Origin of the sequence: Pseudomaricurvus alkylphenolicus (assembly GCF_011683955.1) — a bacterium.
Taxonomy (GTDB): domain Bacteria; phylum Pseudomonadota; class Gammaproteobacteria; order Pseudomonadales; family Cellvibrionaceae; genus Pseudomaricurvus; species Pseudomaricurvus alkylphenolicus.
In genome coordinates, this window is the sequence record NZ_JAAQPI010000002.1 from 711,546 (window position 1) to 733,393 (window position 21,848).

The 21,848-nt window shown below is 55.3% G+C and carries 16 protein-coding genes; 6 read left to right on the forward strand and 10 right to left on the reverse strand.

The features are described 5' to 3' along the window. Position 1: 1 nt before the first annotated feature. From HBA55_RS08470 to HBA55_RS08480, 3 genes are read left to right on the forward strand one after another with little or no spacing between them, the layout of a single operon-like run. Positions 2-7,021 carry a hybrid sensor histidine kinase/response regulator gene (locus HBA55_RS08470; RefSeq protein WP_166989580.1) on the forward strand — a complete coding sequence of 2,340 codons (7,020 nt, stop codon included), beginning with the start codon at positions 2-4 and terminating at the stop codon, positions 7,019-7,021. A gap of 24 nt (positions 7,022-7,045) precedes the next feature. After that, entirely contained in the window at positions 7,046-7,960 is a 915-nt protein-coding gene (locus tag HBA55_RS08475) for a chemotaxis protein CheB (protein WP_166989354.1), read from the forward strand. A 39-nt stretch (positions 7,961-7,999) separates the two neighbouring features. Beyond that, positions 8,000-8,491 (forward strand): chemotaxis protein CheW, encoded by a 492-nt coding sequence (locus HBA55_RS08480; RefSeq protein ID WP_166989356.1) that lies wholly within the window; start codon positions 8,000-8,002, stop codon positions 8,489-8,491. Between the two features lie 37 nt (positions 8,492-8,528). Here HBA55_RS08480 and HBA55_RS08485 read toward each other — a convergent pair whose 3' ends face one another. Genes HBA55_RS08485 through HBA55_RS08515 form a run of 7 tightly spaced genes read right to left on the reverse strand, consistent with a single transcriptional unit; the run spans position 8,529 to position 15,850 of the window. Next, positions 8,529-9,404: an HDOD domain-containing protein gene (locus HBA55_RS08485; protein WP_166989358.1), complete on the reverse strand. Its 876-nt coding sequence runs from the start codon at positions 9,402-9,404 to the stop codon at positions 8,529-8,531. A 58-nt stretch (positions 9,405-9,462) separates the two neighbouring features. Beyond that, positions 9,463-10,194: a 16S rRNA (uracil(1498)-N(3))-methyltransferase gene (locus HBA55_RS08490; protein WP_166989360.1), complete on the reverse strand. Its 732-nt coding sequence runs from the start codon at positions 10,192-10,194 to the stop codon at positions 9,463-9,465. Between the two features lie 12 nt (positions 10,195-10,206). Further along, positions 10,207-11,049: a methylenetetrahydrofolate reductase [NAD(P)H] gene (metF, locus tag HBA55_RS08495; RefSeq protein ID WP_166989362.1), complete on the reverse strand. Its 843-nt coding sequence runs from the start codon at positions 11,047-11,049 to the stop codon at positions 10,207-10,209. A 25-nt stretch (positions 11,050-11,074) separates the two neighbouring features. Beyond that, on the reverse strand, positions 11,075-12,460 hold the full coding sequence (gene ahcY / locus HBA55_RS08500; protein WP_166989365.1) for an adenosylhomocysteinase: 1,386 nt from the start codon (positions 12,458-12,460) through the stop codon (positions 11,075-11,077). Between the two features lie 37 nt (positions 12,461-12,497). Next, a complete protein-coding gene (gene metK, locus HBA55_RS08505; RefSeq protein ID WP_166989367.1) occupies positions 12,498-13,712 on the reverse strand; it encodes a methionine adenosyltransferase in 1,215 nt (404 codons plus the stop codon). Between the two features lie 35 nt (positions 13,713-13,747). Continuing rightward, positions 13,748-14,740 (reverse strand): ArsR/SmtB family transcription factor, encoded by a 993-nt coding sequence (locus HBA55_RS08510; protein WP_166989369.1) that lies wholly within the window; start codon positions 14,738-14,740, stop codon positions 13,748-13,750. 57 nt (positions 14,741-14,797) lie between these two features. Further along, on the reverse strand, positions 14,798-15,850 hold the full coding sequence (locus tag HBA55_RS08515; RefSeq protein WP_166989371.1) for a DUF3080 family protein: 1,053 nt from the start codon (positions 15,848-15,850) through the stop codon (positions 14,798-14,800). Positions 15,851-16,122: 272 nt separating this feature from the next. On the opposite strand from HBA55_RS08515, the gene HBA55_RS08520 reads away from it, so the two are divergent. From HBA55_RS08520 to HBA55_RS08530, 3 genes are read left to right on the forward strand one after another with little or no spacing between them, the layout of a single operon-like run. Continuing rightward, the gene (locus HBA55_RS08520) at positions 16,123-16,524 is read left to right on the forward strand and encodes a BlaI/MecI/CopY family transcriptional regulator (RefSeq protein WP_166989373.1); all 402 of its coding nucleotides are present in this window, start codon (positions 16,123-16,125) and stop codon (positions 16,522-16,524) included. 31 nt (positions 16,525-16,555) lie between these two features. After that, complete coding sequence (locus HBA55_RS08525; RefSeq protein ID WP_166989375.1) at positions 16,556-18,064, forward strand: M56 family metallopeptidase; 1,509 nt, start codon at positions 16,556-16,558, stop codon at positions 18,062-18,064. A gap of 60 nt (positions 18,065-18,124) precedes the next feature. Then, positions 18,125-18,742 (forward strand): energy transducer TonB, encoded by a 618-nt coding sequence (locus HBA55_RS08530; protein ID WP_166989377.1) that lies wholly within the window; start codon positions 18,125-18,127, stop codon positions 18,740-18,742. Between the two features lie 27 nt (positions 18,743-18,769). Here HBA55_RS08530 and HBA55_RS08535 read toward each other — a convergent pair whose 3' ends face one another. From HBA55_RS08535 to HBA55_RS08545, 3 genes are all read right to left on the reverse strand, one after another. Further along, on the reverse strand, positions 18,770-19,189 hold the full coding sequence (locus HBA55_RS08535; protein WP_166989379.1) for a S24 family peptidase: 420 nt from the start codon (positions 19,187-19,189) through the stop codon (positions 18,770-18,772). A 73-nt stretch (positions 19,190-19,262) separates the two neighbouring features. After that, positions 19,263-20,327 carry a M14 family metallopeptidase gene (locus tag HBA55_RS08540; protein WP_166989381.1) on the reverse strand — a complete coding sequence of 355 codons (1,065 nt, stop codon included), beginning with the start codon at positions 20,325-20,327 and terminating at the stop codon, positions 19,263-19,265. Further along, a complete protein-coding gene (locus HBA55_RS08545; RefSeq protein ID WP_166989383.1) occupies positions 20,278-21,783 on the reverse strand; it encodes a glutamate-cysteine ligase family protein in 1,506 nt (501 codons plus the stop codon). The genes HBA55_RS08540 and HBA55_RS08545 overlap by 50 nt, the downstream gene beginning before the upstream one ends. Between the last annotated feature and the right edge of the window lie 65 nt (positions 21,784-21,848).

Below are 21,848 nucleotides of genomic sequence, written 5' to 3' on the forward strand. Positions count from 1 at the left end.
GATGGCGGATAACCGCAACTATACAGCGCTTGACTGGGTCATGGGGGAGATCGAAGAGACTCTCAAACAGGCTCGCCAGGCACTGGAAGCGTACGTGGACAACCCCCAGGACTCCACTCGTATCCGCTTCTGCCTGACACATATCCATCAGGTCCACGGCAGTCTGCAGATGGTCGAGGTATTCGGTGCCGCCCTGTTAGCCGAAGAAATGGAAGCTATCTGTCAGGCTCTGATGAATCAAGGCGTCAGCAATGATACCGAAGCTTACGAGGTATTAATGCGGGCTATTTTGCAGCTGCCCATTTATCTTGAGCAGGTCAAAGCCCATCGCCATGACGATCCGGGCAGTCTTCTGCCCTTGCTGAATGACCTGCGGGCGGCGCGGGGCTCCAGTCTTTTGTCTGAAAGTCAGTTTTTTAATCCCGATATTTCCTCCATCCAGCAAGTCAGTGGAGAGCCTAACCCCGCTCGCAATAACCCCAAGCAGTTCAAAGCCATCATGGAAAAACTGCGGCAGATGTACCAATACGCTGCCGCCGGGGTTATGCGTGGTGTCAAAGTTGACGAGAACCTCCAATACCTGCAGAAAGTATTTGAGCGTCTCCATAACCTCACATCCGGCAGCCCTCGCCAGCCTCTGTGGGATATCGCCTCTGCCGTAGCCGAAGGACTGGACTCCGAGCATATCCAGATCAGTGTGTCACTAAAGTCGCTGATGCGGCAGCTGGATCGGGAAATCAAACTGTTTGCCCAGCACGGCCCCAAGGCACTGAACAGCGGCACTCGCGAAGAACTGCTTAAAAACCTGCTTTATTATGTCGCGCGCAGCGAAGCATCCACTCCTCGGATTGAGCGCCTGCGAGCACAGTTCGCGCTACAAGAGGCTCTGCCGGTCAAAGAGGGCGGAGAAAAAGAAGGCGGATTGTTATCGGGTCCGGATCCGGAAACCATTCGCAGTGTGGTTCATGCGCTCAATGATGAGCTGACCGCTATCAAGCAGGCACTCGATATCAGCTTATCCGGCAATGACGAAGCCGCGGTAAGCGATGCTCTGCCAGTTATGAGAAGGGTGGCCGACACATTGGCGGTGTTGGGTGTTGGCGACCTGCGTCGCCAGATCATGCTGCAGGCGGATAATCTGGAATGTGCCTATGAGCAGGGCCAGGTCAATCAGGATGTGCTGATCGGCGTTGCCGACGAGGTTGTGGCTATTGAGCAGCGCCTGGCGATCATGGCCGGTGCCAGCAATGTCAGTGTCGATGTGGTCGGTACACCACAGGAAGGCCGTCATCTGCAGATCAGTCAGGCACAGGAATCGGTTTTGCGCGAAGCGCGTAATGGTCTGGAGCAGGCGAAAGACGCGATCATCGAGTTCATTGCTTCACAGTGGAACAGTGAGCATCTGCAGCCTGTTCCGGAATTGCTAAATGGGATTCGCGGCGGTTTGACTATGATGCCTCTGCCACGCCCCGCTGCAATTCTCGAAGGCTGCGGTCGCTATATTGAAAGGGAGCTGCTGGGTGGAGAAACCAGCCTGGAGTGGAGCACCCTGGATACATTGGCTGATGCGATTACCAGCGTTGAATACTATCTGGAAAGGCTGAGTGGAGATCGTGAGGAAAACGATGATGTCTTACTCACCTTGGCCGAAGAGAGCCTGGCGTCTCTGGGGTATGCCATTACCGGAGACCGACCAGCTGAGCTCGAACCAGAACCCATCGTGCCGGAACCCGTAGCCAGTGTGGCACCGGAAGATCTTGCTCACCTGTCGCTGGCACCGGAGCCGACTGTTCCCGATCACCATGCCGAGGAGACGCCGGTATCGACACCACTGGAAACCGAGCCGGAGCACTCTGGTGAGGCCGAGCTCTCGGATTCTCCAGAGCCGCTTGCTGAAGATGAACTCCTGCAGTACGAACAGCTCGATGATTCAGAATCCATTGAATCGGTAGAAGACGAGGAAATTGAAGAGACGTCCGCGGCAGTCGCAACTGACGCGGATGAGATAGAGATTGCTCAATCCGGGTCTTCTGATGAGGCTGACAAAGGCACTGCTGTTGGCGAGGAAATGACGGCACAGGAAGACGATGAGGATGAAGACGAAGTTGACGAAGAGATCATAGAGATCTTTATCGAAGAAGCTCGGGAAGTCCTGGAAAACATCGATGAATTCTTCCCCCAGTGGGCACAAGACTTCAATAATAGCGAGGCTTTAGGAGAATTCCGCCGTGCCTTTCACACATTGAAAGGCAGCGGTCGCATGGTAGGCGCGACGGTCATTGGCGAATTGGCCTGGTCTGTCGAAAATATGCTGAACCGGTTGATTGAAGGCGGTATCACCGCAGACCAGAGACAGGTGGAGCTGATTCGTCAGGTGCGTGAAGTGATTCCCGCCTGTATTGATGCCTTTGAGCATCGACACCCACTGCAAGATCCTCAACGAGTGGAACAGCTGCGCCTATGGGGCGAAGCGATCAGTCGCGGCGAACAGCCCGATATGACAGAGGCCGCGGTTACCGAACCGGCTCCCGAGTCCATCGATGGCGTTGAAGCCCCGGGTAGTCTTGCAGGGGCATCAAAAGCCGAGGATGCAGCAGAAGTCACAGCCCCGGAAGTTGTTACGCAAGACTCCCAGCAAGAAACCGCCGAAGAAGACGATGACAGCAACGCGATTCTGTGGGAGATATTCGGTGGTGAAGCCATTGGCCATCTACAGGTCGTGGAAGATTTTATTGCCGAAATGGATGAAGCAGCTCCGCTGTTTACGCCACCGAGCGAAGCCATGCAAAGAGCATTGCATACGCTCAAGGGCAGCGCTCATATGGCTGATGTTCATGCCATTGCGGAATTGGCGACGCCTCTGGAGCGGTTCGCAAAGGAGTTGCGTACTTATCAGCTCAATATCGACGCCGATATTCTTCAACTTTTGAAAGATGGCGTTGCCTATACGCACTCAGCGCTGCAACAGATTCGCGACAGGGTTTCCGTCGACATTCCGCGCCTGAGCCAATTTCAGGCGCGCGTCGCCGAGCTGCGGGATATGACCGTTGGTCCTCTTGTTCGGAAGGAAGAGCAGGCCAAACAGAAAAAATCTGTCGATCCCCAGCTGCTGTCCATTTTTATGGCAGAGGAAATGAATCTGTTGCTCGATGCCGACGACATTCTGCAACATTGGCAACAGCAACCCCAGTTGACCGACAAAATAGAACCTCTAACCCAGGAGTTGGAGGCATTGGCCGAAGGCGCCGAGCTTGCCAATCTGCCTAGCATGGCTCAGATCAGCCGCCAATTGGCCGGGGTATATCGCCAGGCTCGTGGCGACCTCTCTGCTCTGCAACCGGATGATTATGAGCTGTTGTTGCGAGCCCATGAACAACTGCTCGATACCGTAGACGCCGTCGCTGCCGGTCAGAATCTGCCGGAGCTGGATACTGTGCAGCAGGAGCAGCTGCGATCTTTAGCTCAACGCCTGTCATCGTCAGACGAAGAGCAGGCTTTGCTCGGGGGTCTGGAATCCGGATTTATTGTCGATGCTTCCGAGATAGAAGTGATTGACGTGGATGGCGCCGTCCTCGACGAAGATCTCACCGCAAGTCTGTTGCAATCGGTGGAGGCAGAAACCCCGGATCTGGAGCCATTGCAGCAGCTCAACGATGCCATCGATGGTGAGGAATTACTGGACATTGACGTCGAACCTTTCGACACTGGGCTGGAAGCCGAAGCCGAAGCCGAAGCCGAAGCCGAAGCCGAAGCCGAAGCCGAAGCCGAAGCCGAAGCCGAAGCCGAAGCCGAAGCCGAAGCCGAAGCCGAAGCCGAAGCCGAAGCCGAAGCCGAAGCCGAAGCCGAAGCCCATACTTCGCTCCACGACTTTGATCCTGAGATTGTGGAAATCTTCCTTGATGAAGCCGATGAGCTGATGGAAGAAATCGAGCAGTCCGTGCACGACTGGACAGAGGACTGGAGCCGCAGCGATTGCGCTGAAGCACTTAAACGCTCGCTCCACACCCTCAAGGGAGGTGCCCGACTTGCGGGCCTGATGGGCCTAGGCAACGTCGCTCACGACTTCGAATCCGACCTGATCAGCCTTACCGGCAATGATCAGCTTGATGACGGTTTCTTTGACAAGGTCTACGCCTATCAAGACCAATTATTTAAGGGCGTGGAACAGGTCAAAACCGCCATGGCAAGCGGCGCCTTACCCGCTGACTTATTGGGAGAGCCCTCAGCTGGGTATGAACAGCCCTCAGCGGGAGATGAACAGCCCTCAGCTGGGTATGAACAGCCCTCAGCGGGAGATGAACAGCCCTCAGCTGGGTATGAACAGCCCTCAGCGGGAGATGAACAGCCCTCGGCGGAACTGGAACCCGTCGTTGGAAATGAAGAACCCTCAACCGAACAAGAGCTTGCAGCTGGCCATGAGGAGCCCGCAGCGGCAGACGAACAGCTGATACCGGAATCGGGCAGCCTTGAGGCGGAAACAACTCCCCAGGATATCGAGTCACACTCCGAGGCGACGGAACCCACCACAGAAGCCGCCGTATCAGACTTGCAATTCGATCCGGAAATTGTGGAAATCTTCTTGGATGAAGCCGATGAGCTGATGGAAGAAGTCGAACAGTCGGTCCACGACTGGTCTGAGGATTGGAGTCGTACGGATTGCGCTGAGGCTCTCAAACGCAGCTTGCACACCCTTAAAGGCGGCGCGCGCCTGGCAGGCCTGATGGAGCTGGGCAATGTTGCCCACGATTTCGAAACTGATCTGATCAACCTCAGCAGTAATGATTCGCTTGACGACAACTTCTTCGCCAAAGTGCATGCCTATCAGGACCAATTACTGCAAGGCGTAGAGCAGGTCAAAACGGCAATGGCAGGCGGTTCATCGGATATTCTGCTGGCAGGTGAGCCTGTGGAATCCGAGATGGCATCCTTGCCGCAGGCAGTGGAAGACGTTGACACAGCAGCCGAGGCGGAAACCGGCACAACCAGCCCGGAGAGCGGCGGTGCGGACATCCTGCCGTTTACTCCCAAAGACAACATACCAACAGTCACCAGTGGCGACGATTTCAAGTTGCCTTCTGCTGCTCAACAAGTAGCACCGGCTGCGACCGGTGGGGCCGCTCAGGCTCCGTTGCAGGCACGTCGGGCGGCTCCACAAGAAGTCGTCAAGGTCTCTGCGGAACTGCTGGAAGAATTGGTCAATCTGGCGGGTGAAACCTCTATCAGCCGGGCTCGAATGGAAGAGCAGGTGAGTGAACTCGGAGGCGCCATTGATGAGATGGATTCCACCATTTCCCGCCTGCAGGAACAGCTGCGCCGACTGGACATCGAAACCGAAGCACAGATTCTTTTCCGACAAGAACAGATGGCGGAAATGGAGGATTTCGATCCGCTCGAAATGGACCGCTACTCGCAGTTGCAGCAGCTATCGCGTTCTCTGATCGAGTCCGCTTCAGACTTGATGGACCTGAAGAACACTCTGACAGACAAGACCCGGGACGCCGAAACCCTGCTTCTGCAACAGTCTCGAATCAACACCGACTTGCAAGAAGGCCTGATGCGATCGCGAATGGTGCCTTTCTCGCGTCTGGTGCCGAGACTGCGCCGGATTATTCGCCAGGTGTCAGGAGAGTTGAACAAACGGGTCAATTTCGAACTCGATAATATCGAAGGCGAACTGGACAGAACGGTGCTTGAGCGCATGGTCGCCCCCCTGGAACACATGCTGCGCAATGCTGTGGACCACGGCATCGAAGCGCCGCAAGAGCGGATTGCCGCGGGCAAGCCGGAAGCGGGACGCATCATATTAAGCCTCGGGCGGGAAGGCGGCGACGTTATCCTGCGTCTGATCGACGATGGTCGCGGTATCAACCTGGAGAGGGTTCGGGAAAAGGCCATCGAGCGAGGGCTCATGAGCCCCGAAGCCAAACTCAGTGATCGCGACATCATGCAGTTTATTCTCCACGCTGGCTTCAGTACGGCGGAGAATGTGACACAGATCTCCGGTCGTGGAGTGGGCATGGATGTGTTGCATTCCGAAATCAAACAGCTGGGCGGCGGAGTGACCATCAACTCCCGCTGGGGCGAAGGCACGGAATTTACCGTACGGCTGCCCTTTACTGTCTCGGTAAACCGGGCACTGATGGTCAGAATCGGTGACGACCGCTACGCTATTCCACTCAATACCATCGAGGGTATTGTGCGCGTCAGCCCCTTCGAGCTGGAGCATTATTACCGCAACGAGGACGCGCGCTTTGAATACGCCGGTGAAAAATACCAGGTACGTTATCTTGGCAATCTGCTGAATCTGGATGCCCGGCCCAAGCTTGAGGGCCAGGCGATGCCGCTTCCGGTTGTGCTGGTGCGAACGGCTCAAAACACGGTTGCCATGCAAGTGGATATGCTCATGGGAAGCCGTGAAATCGTGGTAAAGAGCCTGGGCCAACAATTCTCCAATGTGCTGGGGGTTTCGGGGGCTACTGTGATGGGGGACGGCAGCGTAGTGGTCATTCTGGATCCACACGCGATGATCCGACAGGAAGCGGCATTGATGCATCATGCCGAACTGCTGCTCGACCAGCCTCCCAAGCCCGATAGCGATGTCGGCCTTAAAACCATTATGGTGGTGGATGATTCGGTGACGGTACGTAAAGTAACCGGCCGCTTCCTGGAACGGGAAGGCTATGAAGTCCTGACCGCCAAAGATGGTGCGGATGCGCTCCAGCTGCTTCAGGACCATATTCCCGATGCCATGTTGCTCGACATCGAAATGCCTAGAATGGATGGCTTTGAGGTGGCCAAAAATGTGCGTGGCAGCAGTCGTCTCAAGGATATTCCCATTATCATGATTACTTCACGAACCGGAGACAAGCACCGTCAGCGGGCGTTGTCGCTGGGCGTGAACATGTATATGGGTAAACCTTATCAGGAAGAAAAACTGTTGGAGAACATACGCCAGGTAACCGGTGAAAGCGTGAACCCAGATGGCTACCGAGGGAGCATCGAGGAAACTAAGGATGAGTGATTCCATAGCGATAGTGGATCTGGCATGACCACAGGAGGCCTTCGCCTGGGGCTGCTGGTGGAATCAGGAGCTCAACTCAATCAGTTGCGCAACCTGATTCAGGACAGTGGTAACCGGGTGCAGGTCGCTCTGCTTACCAATGCTTTTAATGCAGATAGGCCGCCCGCTGATGAGCAGGTGGATGCCTGGCTGGTGATCCTTGAGCGGGAACACCCTCTGCTTGAAAACTGGTTGGCGCAACTCGATCAAGCGGTGATTGTTGATGAAGGCTGCAGTGAGAGTGATCAACTGACAGCCTGGTGTCGGCGTATGCAGGAAAAGCTGCACCAGCTGAAAGGCACCGTCAATCTGGCGAAGAAAGCCCAAGGTGTTGCCAATGAGGTGTGGATCCTGGCCGCCTCCACTGGCGGGCCTGAAGCGGTACGGGCTTTTTTTAGCGAGTTGTCAGGTGGATTGGCATTGGGTTTTGTCTATGTCCAGCATATGGACCCCGGGTATGAGCAGACACTGGCACAAATGCTTGAGCGACATGGCCAATACCCGGCGTACATCGCTCGCCACGGCGACATCCTGCGTGCCGGCAGCGTAGGCGTAATCGCCAACGCAGATCGCATAGAGTTGCAGGAAAACGGCACCTTTGCCGCCAACGCCGAAGCCTGGCCCGGCCCGTATTGCCCCTCAATCGATCAGGTGCTTGGCAATCTCGCTTGTCACTACGGGCAATACTGCGGTGCCATCATCTTTACTGGCATGGGTGACGATGGCGCGGCCGGTGCACGAATCGTGCAGCATCGGGGTGGTCAGGTTTGGGTGCAGGAGCCGCAAACCTGTACCGTCAGTGCCATGCCTGACGCCGCTCTGGATACGGGGGTGGTAAGCTACCAGGGTAGCCCCGCACAACTGGCCCAACAGTTAAATCGTGTTTGCGTGAATCGCTGAGACAACCACGGAACAGAAAACGACGTAAGAGGATTCAACATGGAAAATGAGGTTCAGGTGCTGGAATCCGGTCTGACCGACGTTCTGCCCAGCCTGATGATTCCACTGGAAGACCGCATTTTATTGGCACCAACGGTGTCAGTAGCGGAGATGGTGCCCTATTCAATGCCGCAAGCGATTGACAACGCACCGGCGTGGCTATTGGGATTATTGCGCTGGCGGGATCAGCAGGTACCTCTGATGATGCTTGAAGTTCTGAATGGGGGCGCCAAACCCGAGGTACACCGCTACAGTCGGATAGCCGTGTTTAATCATACCGGCGTGGATGAAGAACTCCCTTTTGTAGCGCTGTTGACTCAGGGGATTCCCAAGCTGGCACGAGTCAGCGAAGAAGACTTGCGGGTTACCGAAGGTAAGGAAGCCCGGCCCTTCGAGCGCATGCACGTGACCTTAAGTGGCGAAGATGTGGTGATTCCGGATATTACCGCGCTCGAATGGGCGTACCTGGACTGGAGGACGAGTAACAACTGATTGAATTACCTGTTCTGAGTTTGGGATGTTGGGCTGGTCAATGCAGAGTCTGGGCCGAGTCCACTATCTCCTTAAGGTTGGACATCACCAATTGCAGTAACCCGTTTTTACTGAGCTGTGCCAGGCTAGCTGGTAAACGCTGGTAGCAATCCAGATTTGTCAGCGCCGGCAAAGAGTGGTCCCGTTTAAGTAAGCTGACGCTGTGATAGAGCGACAGGTTTACGATGTCCAGCGTAGTCAAGGGGCTGTTATCCGTCGATTTCACCTGCTGCCATTCACCGCAACCCCTGGCAATTTCCACATAGCGGCTGTCCATATCCCACTTCTTGAGAATAATCACTGCCAACGATTTGCTGTATGCCCGGCACAGGCGCAGGTAAGCGACCTGATCCGGTACTTGCCGTGTTTCGCTGAGGGCCGACAGGATCGCCAGTGTACCCACCTCGCTAAGCAGGCTGGAGATAAACGCTTCATCCGGGGTTTGCATTCCCAGTTTCACCGCCAGGAAACGGCTCATGGATGCCTTTAAGGCCTGGCGTTTCCAGCTGATGGCGAATAGTGCTTTGAGACCGGGATTCTGTACCAGAAACAGACTCTTAAGGCTGTGGATCATCACCAAATTGACAACATAGGGAATGCCCATCAGACGAATGGCATCCTCCAGGGATTTGGCTTCAGTACGGGTCTTAAACAGGGGGCTGCGAGAGTGGTGCATTACCACGACCGTCAGACTCGGATCCTGTCCAATCATATCGCTGAGGTTCTGAATCGTGGTATTGGGATCCGCGGCGGCGCGACGAATTTTGAGTGTAATGGTAGGCAGGCTGGGGAGGCGTTCCTGCCCTCTCATCACCTGCTCAATGCTGGTGCGATAAATGGAAAAGCTGTTGTTGGAAGATGTGCTGGATGCCATGGCAACGTTGCTTCAGTATTTCAATCCTTATTCTAGACGTTGTTGCCTGAGGTTACTATCAACCGGCCAGATCACCCCACAAGTATTGCAGCACACTGATAGCGGCAATGGGGGCGGTTTCAGTCCGTAACACACGTGGCCCCAGAGCCAGCGGCTGGAACTGATATTCACCGCAGCGCGCAATTTCGTCGGCAGAGAGGCCGCCTTCCGGACCTATAACCAAAGCGACGGAAGAGGGCGGCGGCTGTTGTGCCAGGGATTGTTCGGTTCGATGGTGCAGGACGAAACGTGCAGCCTCGGTGATGGCAGGCAACCACTGATTAAACGTCAGGGCGGTGTTCAATTGTGGCAACCGATTACGCTGGCACTGCTCGCAGGCACTGATGAGGATCTGCTGCCAGTGGTTGTGCTTCTTATCCAGTCTCGGACCCGTGAGCTTGACTTCGGTGCGTTCCGTAAACAAAGGCGTAATTTGGCTGACGCCCAACTCGGTGGCCTTTTGCAATACCCAGTCCATGCGCTCACCCCGTGAAATGCCGATGCCCAAATGAATGCTCAGCGGTGATTCCCGTTCGCAATCCTGAAATTCGCCCAGATCCACGCTGACGCGCTTCTTGCCCACTTCAGCGATGGTTGCCGGGTACTCGCCACCTTCTCCGTTGAACAGTACCAAACCCCGTCCGACCTGCATGCGCAACACCCTGCCCACATGACGAGAGGCGTTTTCATCCAGTTCTACACGGCTATTGGGGGCCAGGGGCCCCCCGGAAAAAATGCGAGGTACACGCATGGGTGAGCAGTATCAATCCAGTCCGAGATTGCGAACGATGGTCGCTGTCGGGTCTGTCTGGTTCATGGTATAGAAGTGCAAACCCGGCGCGCCGTTGTCGAGCAGAGTTTCACACAGTTCGCTGACCAAGTCGATTCCAAACGCTTTGACACTGGCAATGTCGTCACCAAAGCTTTCGAGACGTTTGCGCAGCCAACGGGGAATGTCGGCGCCGCAATTGTCGCTGAAACGAATCAGGTTGCGATAATTGAGAATCGGCATAATACCCGGGTAGATCGGTTTGTCGATCCCCGCTCTCTGGCACTGATCCATAAAGTAAAAGTAAGCGTCCGGGCTATAAAAATACTGCGTCAATGCGCTGTCGGCACCGGCGTCGAACTTGCCCTTCAGATAACGGACATCGTCATCGTAACTGGTGGCCTCAGGGTGGATCTCCGGATACGCAGCGACTTCCAGATGAAACTGATTGTCAAAATGCTTGCGAATAAAGGCAACCAACTGATTGGCATACACCATCTGGAAAGCGCCGCCCATGCCCGAGGGCATATCGCCACGCAGGGCAACAATGCGATCCACCCCGGCATCCAGGTATTCCTGCAGCAGGGTTTTCATGGTGTCTTCATCATCGCCACCGAACGACAGATGCGGTGCCACAGAGACGCCCTGGTTTTTGAATTCCACGATGATGCCCTTGGTGTTGTCGCGGGTTGAACCGCCGGCACCGTAGGTCACCGAAAAGAATTCCGGCTGTAACTCACTGAGTTCCTCACGCACTTTCAGCAGCTTGGTTCTTCCCTCTTCTGTTTTAGGAGGAAAGAATTCAAAGCTGAGGCGCAAATCGTCTTGCTTGTTCATAGTCTTCTCAAAATCAACTCAAGTATCAATACTTGTAGGATTCGGGCTTGAAGGGGCCGTTAACATCAACGTTAATATAGTCCGCCTGAGCCTCAGTCATCCGGGTAATCACGCCGCCAAAGCCTTCGACCATATCCTGAGCCACTTCTTCATCCAGCTTCTTGGGCAACACCTTAACGTACAGATTGTCGGTTTTCTCTGCATCCGGCAAATCCGCGAATTTGGCTTCGTACAGATAGATCTGCGCCAGCACCTGGTTGGCGAAGGAGCCATCCATAATGCGCGAAGGGTGGCCGGTGGCATTGCCAAGATTCACAAGGCGGCCTTCGGACAGAAGAATCAGGTGATCATTGCTGGCCTTATCGCGGTAGATCTTGTGTACCTGTGGCTTCACTTCATCCCACTCGTAGTTGTTACGCAGGAAGGCGGTATCAATTTCGTTATCGAAGTGACCGATGTTACAAACCACCGCACCGCTCTTCAGGGTTTGCAGCATGGCAGCATCACACACATTGATATTGCCGGTAGTGGTAACGACCAGATCGGTGGTGCTCAGAACGTCAACATTGATGTCTTTGGTCTCACCGGTGTTAACACCACCGTTATAAGGTGAAACCACTTCAAAGCCATCCATACAGGCTTGCATAGCACAGATTGGATCAATCTCGGTGACTTTTACAATCATGCCTTCCTGGCGCAGGGAAGCCGCTGACCCCTTACCCACATCGCCATAGCCAATCACCAGAGCTTTCTTGCCCGCCAGCAGATGATCGGTGCCGCGTTTGATGGCATCGTTCAACGAGTGACGGCAGCCATACTTATTGTCGTTCTTGGATTTGGTGACGGAGTCGTTCACATTGATGGCGGGTACTTTCAGAGTCCCTTTTTCCAGCATTTCCAACAAACGGTGAACACCAGTGGTGGTCTCTTCAGAGATACCGTGAATATCGTTCAACAGATCCGCATACTTGGCGTGAACCATCTCGGTCAGGTCACCACCGTCGTCGAGAATCATGTTGGCATCCCAAACTTGGTTACCATCTTTCTCTGCCAGAATGGTCTGCTCAATACACCACAAGAATTCCTCTTCGGTTTCACCTTTCCAGGCAAAAACTGGAATGCCCGCAGCGGCAATGGCAGCAGCGGCGTGATCCTGGGTGGAAAAAATGTTACAGGACGACCAGCGCACATCGGCGCCCAGATCCACCAGGGTTTCAATTAAAACCGCGGTTTGAATGGTCATGTGAATACAGCCCATGATTTTGGCATTGGCCAGGGGCTGACTGTCTTTGTACTTGCGACGCAGAGCCATCAGAGCCGGCATCTCGCCTTCGGCGATTTCAATTTCCTTGCGGCCCCAGTCGGCGAGGCTGATGTCGGCAACTTTGTAATCGGTAAATTCGGTGGTCATCTCGGTATCTCCAAAAATATGTCGTCTGGCGGGCCTGTTAACCCAGGGCGGCCTTCAGCTCGTCCACTTTGTCAGTCTTTTCCCAGGTGAATGCGGTAAAGGTTTCGGTCTGTTCTTCGCCGCCGTTATCGCGCCAGGTGTAGGTGTGTTCAAAAGGTTCGCGACCAAAGTGGCCGTAGGCGGCCGTCAGTTGGTACATTGGGTGCAGCAGGTCCAGCATTTTGGTGATGGCGTAAGGTCGCAGATCGAATGTTTCACGGATCGCTTTAATCAACTTCTCGTCACTGACTTTGCCGGTACCGAAAGTGTTGACAGAAATGGAAGTGGGTTCTGCCACACCGATGGCGTAAGACACCTGAACCTCACAGCGGTCGGCGAGGCCGGCAGCCACCACATTTTTGGCCACGTAACGACCGGCGTAGGCAGCGGAACGGTCCACCTTGGAGGGATCCTTACCGGAGAAAGCGCCGCCCCCGTGGCGAGCCATACCGCCGTAGGTGTCCACAATAATCTTACGGCCTGTAAGACCGGCATCGCCAACAGGGCCGCCAATCACAAAATTACCTGTGGGATTAATGTGGAACTGAGTTTCCGCGTGCAGCAGATCCGAGGGCAACACATGCTTGATGATATTTTCCATCACGGCTTCGCGAATATCGCGCTGACTGACCTCGGGATTATGCTGTGTAGACAAGACCACCGCATCAATCGCCACGGGTTTGCCGTTTTCATAGCGCAGAGTCACCTGGCTCTTGGCATCGGGACGCAACCAGGGCAGAACGCCGTCTTTACGCAGCTGAGCCTGGCGTTCCACCAGTCGGTGGGAATAGTAAACAGGCGCCGGCATCAACGAAGGTGTTTCATTGGTGGCGTAGCCAAACATCAGCCCCTGGTCCCCGGCACCCTGATCTTCCGGTTTGGCACGGTCCACACCCTGGTTGATATCCACGGATTGCTTGCCAATGGCATTCAGAACAGCGCAAGTGGCACCGTCGTAACCTACGTCGGAGCTGTTGTAACCGATACCTGTGATGACCTGACGAATAATGTCTTCGAGGTCCACATAGCAGGAGGTGGTCAATTCACCAGCGACAATCGCCATTCCCGTTTTTACCAGGGTTTCTACGGCGACACGGGCGTACTTGTCACGGGCCAGAATGGCATCCAGCACGGCGTCGGAGATCTGGTCCGCCATTTTATCGGGATGTCCCTCGGAAACGGATTCGGAGGTAAATACGGAATATTCAGACATCTAGTCGTTCTCCTAATGTCAAAGGCCGCCGCGCATCAGCGTGGGGGCTTAAAAAAGTGTCGTATTTGAATTTGAAAACCATTGCGCAGGGCAATGTACTGGCTTTGTCCTTCTTGCAAACCAGCCAACCCAGCCCATGTAGAAAAGTCGTCGGGCTCAAAACCCAGCCACATATCACCACAGGCTTCCCGCGCCCACTGTTGATCATGGCGACAGAGATCCGTGACCAGCAGGTGACCAGTGGGGCGCAACAGCTGGCTGATATCGTCGAAAATCTCCGCAGGTGAGGGTACATGGTGCAAGACCATATTGATCACTGCGCAGTCCACTTGGAGATGTCGCGAAACGGCGAGCTTGGAATCACCGTGCAGAAACTCCACGTTATTCAAAGCTTCCTGTCTGGCGAACGCGCGTGCTTTCTCAAGCATGGATTCTGAGTTATCCAGCGCCACAACCTGTTTGAAGCGAGGGGCCAGTTGAGACAGGAATTCGCCTTCACCGGGGCCCACCTCGAGTGCAGTACCGTTTTTGGCTGTATCGAGGCTCGCCAGCATTTCGCCGACGGCGTCAGCATAGACGGGATAGCTGGCAATCAGATCCTGTTGAGCGCGAAATTTCGTCGCGTTGTCCGCAAAAAATGCCTGGGAGGCAGAGGCTCGTTCTTGCTGAATCTGCCCCAACCGCTGCTGCACCAAAAGGCTGAGCGAATGCCCATCCAGAGTCACAAACAGGCTGTTTAATAGCTCGTGGTGCGGTCCGGCACTGGGCAGCGCACGGCGATAAAAAATGGAGTTCCCCTCGCGTCGGCTGGCCACCAGGCCGGCATTGGCCAATACCTTGAGGTGATGACTCATCCCCGACTGCTTAATCTCGAAGATGCGGCTCAACTCCATTACCCCAAAGGAATCCCGCGCCAGCAGGCGCAAAATCTCCAGGCGCAGCGGATCACCCGCCGCCTTGAGTGTGGCGGCCAGGTCGCTGGTGGCGCTGGATTCGGGCGCCGAAAGGGTGGAAACGGACTGAGACATGGCAAGCAGTCTAGCAGAGATTTAATCTATATCAAATTTTTTTGATATAGATTTTGGTCAGGAAGGTGCAGGATTCCCCGGGCTGAGACCGCAGTCACTGAGCAGGCTTTGCCACATCTGAGTATGGGCGGCAATGGCGGCATTGAACCTCGACCAGGTTGACGGGGGTTGTTCTCCCCAGGTGCCGTGCCAGTAGTGGTCGAAGGCCTCTCTCGCTCCGGGGAACAGGGCTCGAAGGCTTATCAACTCTTGCCGCAATTCCTTGCTGTGGCGGTGGACCTGAGCGATATAGGGCTGCACCTCACCGATGTAAAACTTCAGAAATACCTGCTGCAGGCTGCGAGCTTCCGGCGTGGGGGCGCCGGTCAGGCATAGATGGCGGCGAGCCAGACGCTCGTCCACGGCCAGGGTCATCCTATTCAGGGTTTCTGACAGTTGCGCCTGAGCCTGCAACAAGCGACCTGCCTGCTTATCGCTGCCAATAATGGCATAGTGTGCTTCGAACTCGCCCCCCTCGGGAGGCGTGGAGAGTGTCAGAGCTTTGCGCAATGCGGTCATTGCCTGAAGCAATTGTGCCTGTCCCCGTGTCGCCTCGATCGGAGATAGGGCGGGAGTGGCGGTTGAAAACAACTGCTGGAACTCGCGGCTGCCAAAACTGGCATTCCATTGGGCTGCGGGAAGATCTTTCTGTTTTTCAGCCAAGGCCAGCTCCAACGCTCTGACCAACGCCTCGCTATCGTTTAAATCAGTGAGAAATCGCAGACACTCATGGGTCAGCAGAATAAAACGCCGGTGGTAAAGCAGCTGCTGGGAGTGGGCCATCACCTTGCCGAGGCTGGAATTGCGCTCTCCAATCAAACGCTGCAGATCACAGCGGGAAAGTTGTAGAAACTCCAATAGATCGATCTGCAGCGGTGTTAACGGCTGTTCAAGTTGGCGTTGTGTCGGGTAACGAGACAATGCATCTTGATCAGATGGACGCAGTAAATCTGCTTTCAGATCCAAAACAGAGCTCACTCGACCTTGGTAATTGTTGAGAAGTGAGTCGAGGGAATCCTTCCCCTGGCATCCACCCAAAGCCAGAAACACCAGCAGCAAGGAGGCTGCCATTACCTGCCGCTCAAAGCGATTTTCACTCCGGATCCGATATCGCAACACTGCACCCTGTTGTTAGGAGTCCGTCCTGTCACGTCCTCCGGCTCCAATTTTAATTGGGTTCCGGGGCTTGACTCAAAGATTTAAGGTGCTACATTTGTAGCATGGTGCTAAAAATGTAGCATCCTGGTTGTAAGTTCTACCTCGACACTGCAAGGCAGGTTTTACAACTGAAGTTGAATTCTCCGATTTGTCCGCAGTCAGACTGCGCAAGCAAGGGTATCGTCATGACAGAAAAAAACACCAGCGGTTCCGAGATCAAGCTCAGCCGCCGCGAGCGGGAAATTGTGGACATTCTGTACGCCAAAGAGGAGGCCTCAGCCCAACAGGTGCAAGAGTCCATGAGCGATGCGCCGTCCTATTCGACGGTTCGGGCACTGTTGGCTCGCCTGCTGGATAAGGGCGCGGTGGATAAGCGTCAGGATGGCGCTCGTTATATCTATTTCCCTCGTCAGGACAAACGGGCGGTCAGCCAGAATGCGCTACAGCGTGTGGTGAAGACCTTTTTCGAAGGGTCGGCGGCCAAAGCGGTGAATGCCCTTTTGGGTGGGGGTGAGAAAAAACTCAGCAATGCCGAAATTGAAGAATTAGAGGCACTGATCGCCGAGGCGAAACGAAACAATCGTTAACCGAAGGGATGGCGCTGCCGGAGGATTTGAAATGACTCACCTGATCACCATTGGACTGCTAAAGCCCCTGTTGATATTGCTGTTGGGGTGGTTTCAGTTTCTGGGGCTAAAGAGCTTCTCCGCCACCACCCGACACCTCAACCTGCTGATGGTACTGGCTCTACTGCCCTTGTCGTTGCTGGTGGCATGGTGGTTTCCTGCTCCCTTGACCATTGCGACAGCGCAGTTCCAGGTACCCGCGGAATGGCTTCAATCCAATCGTTGGACGCTGTTGGGAATCTACCTGTTTGCGTTGCTCTGGGGCGTCAATTACCTGTTGCTCGGTATATGGCAGCTGAGTCGGCGTCAGCCGGATATCACTTTGCCAGGCTATGATCAGCTGCAACAGGAAATCGATCATCTGAGCCGAATCAGTGGCATCGATCGGCCTGTCAGACTTATGTTGACCGAGGCAGAGCGCCCACCGGTTTCATGGGGGCTGTGGCGACCGGTTATTGAGATGCCAGTGGAAGCGCTGCAGTGGGGGGCTGCAAGCCGGCAGCTGATTATTCTTCACGAGCTGGCGCACATCGGCCGAGGGGATTGGTTCACCATGCTATTGGGCAAGGTCATTTGCCTGTTGTTTTGGTTCTTGCCGCCAGTATGGTGGTTAAACCGTCTCCTTGCCGATATGGCAGAACGTGCCTGCGATGACTGGGTGCTGAATCATCGTGACCGCAACGAGGACTATGCGCAGCTCCTGTTGCAACTCGAACGGGGAGTGGGTGAAACCGATCTGCCGGTGACACCACTGTTGCAAAACAGCAACTATGCCCGTATCAGAGCGCTGCTCGAACGCTACGCTGATCACGATATTCTGGTGCGTCAGGAATGGAAGAGTGCACTGGTAATGGCAGTGGCACTGTTGCTGCCGCTGAGCGCCGTGGGTCTGCGCGATCCGGGGCGTCAAACAACAGCAGAGCCGGTAAAGGCCATGCCGTTAGCGGAAATGGGACTGCAGGCCGCAAGGCCGTCTAGCTGGGATCACCTGATTCCAGAGCAGGACTACCGCCGACCCAGAACTCTTGTACAGGTACCGCCTCCGCAGGATCGACCGATGGAGCACTTGGCGGTGGTGGCGGCTCCGACCTTGAGCGTCCCGCCAAGTTTGATCGCGAGCGTCGACAACCCCAGTTTTGCCCAACCGGCTGTGCGGGTAAGAGGCTACCTGCCGGTAAAAATGGTGACGCCGGTCTACCCCCGCCGCGCCATAGAGCGACAATTGGAAGGGCGGGTAATGGTGCAATTTACCGTGGATGCTGAGGGCCACCCCCGCCATCCCCAAATTATCTACGCGCAACCCAAGGGGGTGTTCGAACGTACGGTATTGCGGGCGCTGGATGCATCGCGATTTGTTCCGCTGACAATTAATGGAGAGGCCGTGGACATGCACGGTGTCAGCGAAGAGTTTATTTTCCGCCTTACCGATGAATCTGCCGGAGGCAAACCCCCACCTCGTTCTTCACCACCTGCGGTCACCGAGATCGCATTTACCTACTAGAGCAACGGCGGTAAACACCGCACGACTCTGACTTAACCAAACCTTGTAAGGAGGGTGTCTATGGACATCGCAGCTACCGCTCGGCCTGAATTTACCTTTCTCAAAAGTCTGTTGGGGGCGACATGCGTTACCCTGGGGCTATTGTATTTTATGCATTTTCTGGTGCATACAGAGGACATACCGCAGACCGTCGAACCGTCGGGGCCCATCGTTGATGTAGTGGCGGTACCGAAGGTGATAGAAACCCGCATCGAAGAAACAAAACCCGAACCACCGCAAGATCCGGCCATCGAGCCGACTATTGATCCACCGCCAATGGACACAGACTTAACCCTGGAACGCACAGACATCAGCTCGACCATCCGATACACGCCCGAGACCGGCGCGCTTAGCGGTGTCACACTTGGTGGTGGGGGGCTTGTGCAGCAGGTGATGATTCCGCCCACCTATCCGCGCCGCGCCATTCAAAAGGAGGTGGAAGGATTTGTGGATGTGCGCTTTGAGGTCAACGGTGCCGGTGCGACCACTAATGTTCAGGTAGTTCACGCCAATCCGGAGGGTGTGTTTGAGAAATCAGCGGTGCGCGCGGTCAAGCGCTGGAAATACATACCGGATGAAAACAGGGTGGCGCCATGGCCCGTACTGACCGAGCGTATTCGATTTACGCTCGATCAGTAGGGTTGAAATCTATCGCTTTGCGCGATACTAACGGTGCTGCCGAATGGAATGCAGCACCACCCCTTCGATGCGCAGCTCGGCGCTGTCGCCAAGGGACACTGGCGGCAGGTTCTCATCTCCGGACAGCAGCAGGCTGTTGCGCAAATCCAGTTCGCGACAAATCAGTTCACCATCCAAAACCGCCACCACAATATCGCCATGTTGGGGCTTGAGGGCGCGATCAATGACCAGCAGATCGCCGTCCTGGATACCTTGATGCAGCAGCGCGTCACCCTTGGCGCGGGCATAAAAGGAGTTATCCGGCTGGCGCAGCAAATAATCGTTAAGGTCCAGGCCTGGTTCTTCTTCATCCAGCGGGCTACCAAAACCGGCGGTATCGCTGTGGAGGAACAGGGGTAACGCAATTTGGGAGCGAATCTCTACCGGAGCGAGTTCGGAAACATTCATAGGGCTGCACTCAGATTGTACTGTGTTTTCATACAGTATAAGAGGTTGCCTTACCGATTCCAACCCTTGAATGTCAGTCCGCCGGGACAGCGTAGAACAGGCAGTCGCTGGTGGCGATTTCGGGATTGCTGGTAGCCATAAAGATCTTCAATGGCATTGCAGGGTGAAGCCAGCCGCGATCAATACGGAAGAGTCTGCTGGCATGATCCTCCCCGTCGCGATCGAGAGCCTGTATCAACCCAATGCCATCATTCCCTACCCATCCCAGTGAAGTGTCGATACCGGTGGTGCCGAAGTTACAGTGCTCGATACTTGGCCAGAGTGTAATGTCCGCATCTTCGCAGGGAGCTTCGTGATAGCGAACACTTACTCCAGGCTTGAGCTCAACCCGCTGGGGGTGCAAGAGAACCTCAGGCTCATGAGGGGGGGACTTAAAAATATCCTCGTGCACAGCCACCTGATGAATGCCCTGGTAAGCCACCTGCAGGGACTCCTCGTCCCGGGCCCCGCCACATTCAATGGTGATGGTGGGGCAGCCCGCATCAACTTCCATCAGACTGCCCAAGCGCACGTCGGGTACGATTACCCGGTTGCAAAACCAGCTGATCAGGGCGAGATGCCTGGGGCTGTAATCCATCGCAACAGCAAAAGATGGACCGCTGCCGGAGGTATTGTGGATGTCGATCAGGGCTTCGGGTTCCAGGTAGGCTATATCATCGGTAATCTGGCGGGCCAGCCGACCGCAATCATCATCGTAAGGGGGGGCAAAGCACCGATTGAGGTCGCGGCTTCCGGGCAGCATCCGGTGACTGAACTCCGGAGGAGTCAGCGCTGTGGCCACAGAGGCCAGTAAGCAATAAAGGTCACAGGCCGGTGTGACATCCTCTTTGAGCCAGGCGAGCAGGGCTTCGGTGCCAGAGGGCTCGTTGCCATGCAATAGTGTGACGATGACACGCCGGCGTTTGGGGTTCCAGCCCGGTACGTAGATCCAGCAACTGTCCTGCAGCTGGTTCAGCCAGTCGTAAGCGGAGTGTGGCAAGTCCGTCTGGCGGGAGATAACGGGTAAACTGAGTGAAAGAGGGACCATGTCAGTAAGGCTGCCACAAATGCACCGGCTGTCCGCTGCGTTGTTGTTCACAGTAGCTCTCGAACATGGCCTTACAGGCAGCCGGCCTGGACAGCTTCTGCTCATAGTGGTCCAGGCAGTTGCGTTGCCAGCGCGCGGGAGAGCACTGCCGTTCAAAGCGTTGTTCAATGACACTCAAGTAGCGCTCGATGTCTTCCTCGACCACACCGGCGGTCTTTAATCCTTCGCGGCCAAACGGCAAGGCTGACTCCACCACATCCAGCAGCGGGACTTCCGCCAACCGATGCAGATTCGGGTCCGGCCAGACCAGTACCGCATCCAGGCCACGTTGAGCGGCACGATAGAAATTGTACTCGGCGTAATAAAACGGAATAGAGGGCAGCCAGTCCCGGATGCGATCCCTTAACCCAAGTGCCAGGCCAACATAAAGCGCTGCCGCGGCCACCATATCCAGTGGGGTCGGGCCGGAGGGCAGGGCTCGCATCTCGATACGCAAATGGCCACCGTCGTTGTGATCATAAACCGCCCGGTTCCAGGGCCAGACGGAGCCCATATGCAGATTCAGCTCTGGCAGCTCGGGTGCGATAATCTCTTCAGGGTGCTCGTACAATTCATGGTAGCGCTGGTGAGGGTCGCGGTCGGAAAGCACCGTCATGATCGGGCGATGCAATGCCACGGTTTCCGCAAACAATTCCCAGGCGCCGTCTCTCACCCAGCCCTGCCCGAATGAGACCCGGGCGGGGTGCTGCCAGCGGCCGCTGCCACGATGACGATAATCCACAGATTGTTTAAACAAGGCGATGCGGGTTTCGTCCCAAAGGCGCCGCTGTAACAGTAACGGTGAATTGGCGCTCAGGGCCACCACCAGTGGAGACACCAGCTGCAAGGTATTAAAGGTATCGGCATAATGTTGGGGTTCCACCCGCAAATGCACCTGAAAGCTGGTATTGGCGCCCTCAAACACCACTTGTGAGGTACTTACCTGCAGGTCATCATCGCCGTGAATATCGACTTTAAAGTCGCCGCCGCGAAGCCGGTTTAAGGTGTTCGACAAAACCCGGTAACGCGTCAGGTCGGTCATGGCTTCTTCGGTGAGGTCGCGGTGTTCGAGGGTTGGCAGGATACCTATGGGAACAATCTGTCCACCGCGTGCCTGAGCGGCATTGCCCATCAGAGTCAGACACTGGTCCATCTCACTGTGCAAGCGGCTAAAAGGGCTTCCGTGCAGCAACTGGGGAGCGAAGTTATATTCGATATTGTAGCGATTGAGCTCAAGCTGCAGCTGCGGATGTTGCAAATCATCCAGCAGCAGGCGATTTATGGACAGGGGCCGCCCTTTGTCGTCGGTAATGTAGCTTTCCAGCTCAGCGCCCAGACTGAGCTCTCCGCGTCCGAAATCGGGGTGTTGCAACAGCTTCTTCAGAACGCCCAGGCTCTGCTGCAGGCGCTCTTCGAACTGTTCAGCCTCTTGCTCGCTGAAGCTCTCACTGTGGATATCCTGACCCATCGGCAAACCTCCGGGTGTGGTGACAATTTATTAGAAAGTATTGTCGCACCGCAGGTATTAATCCA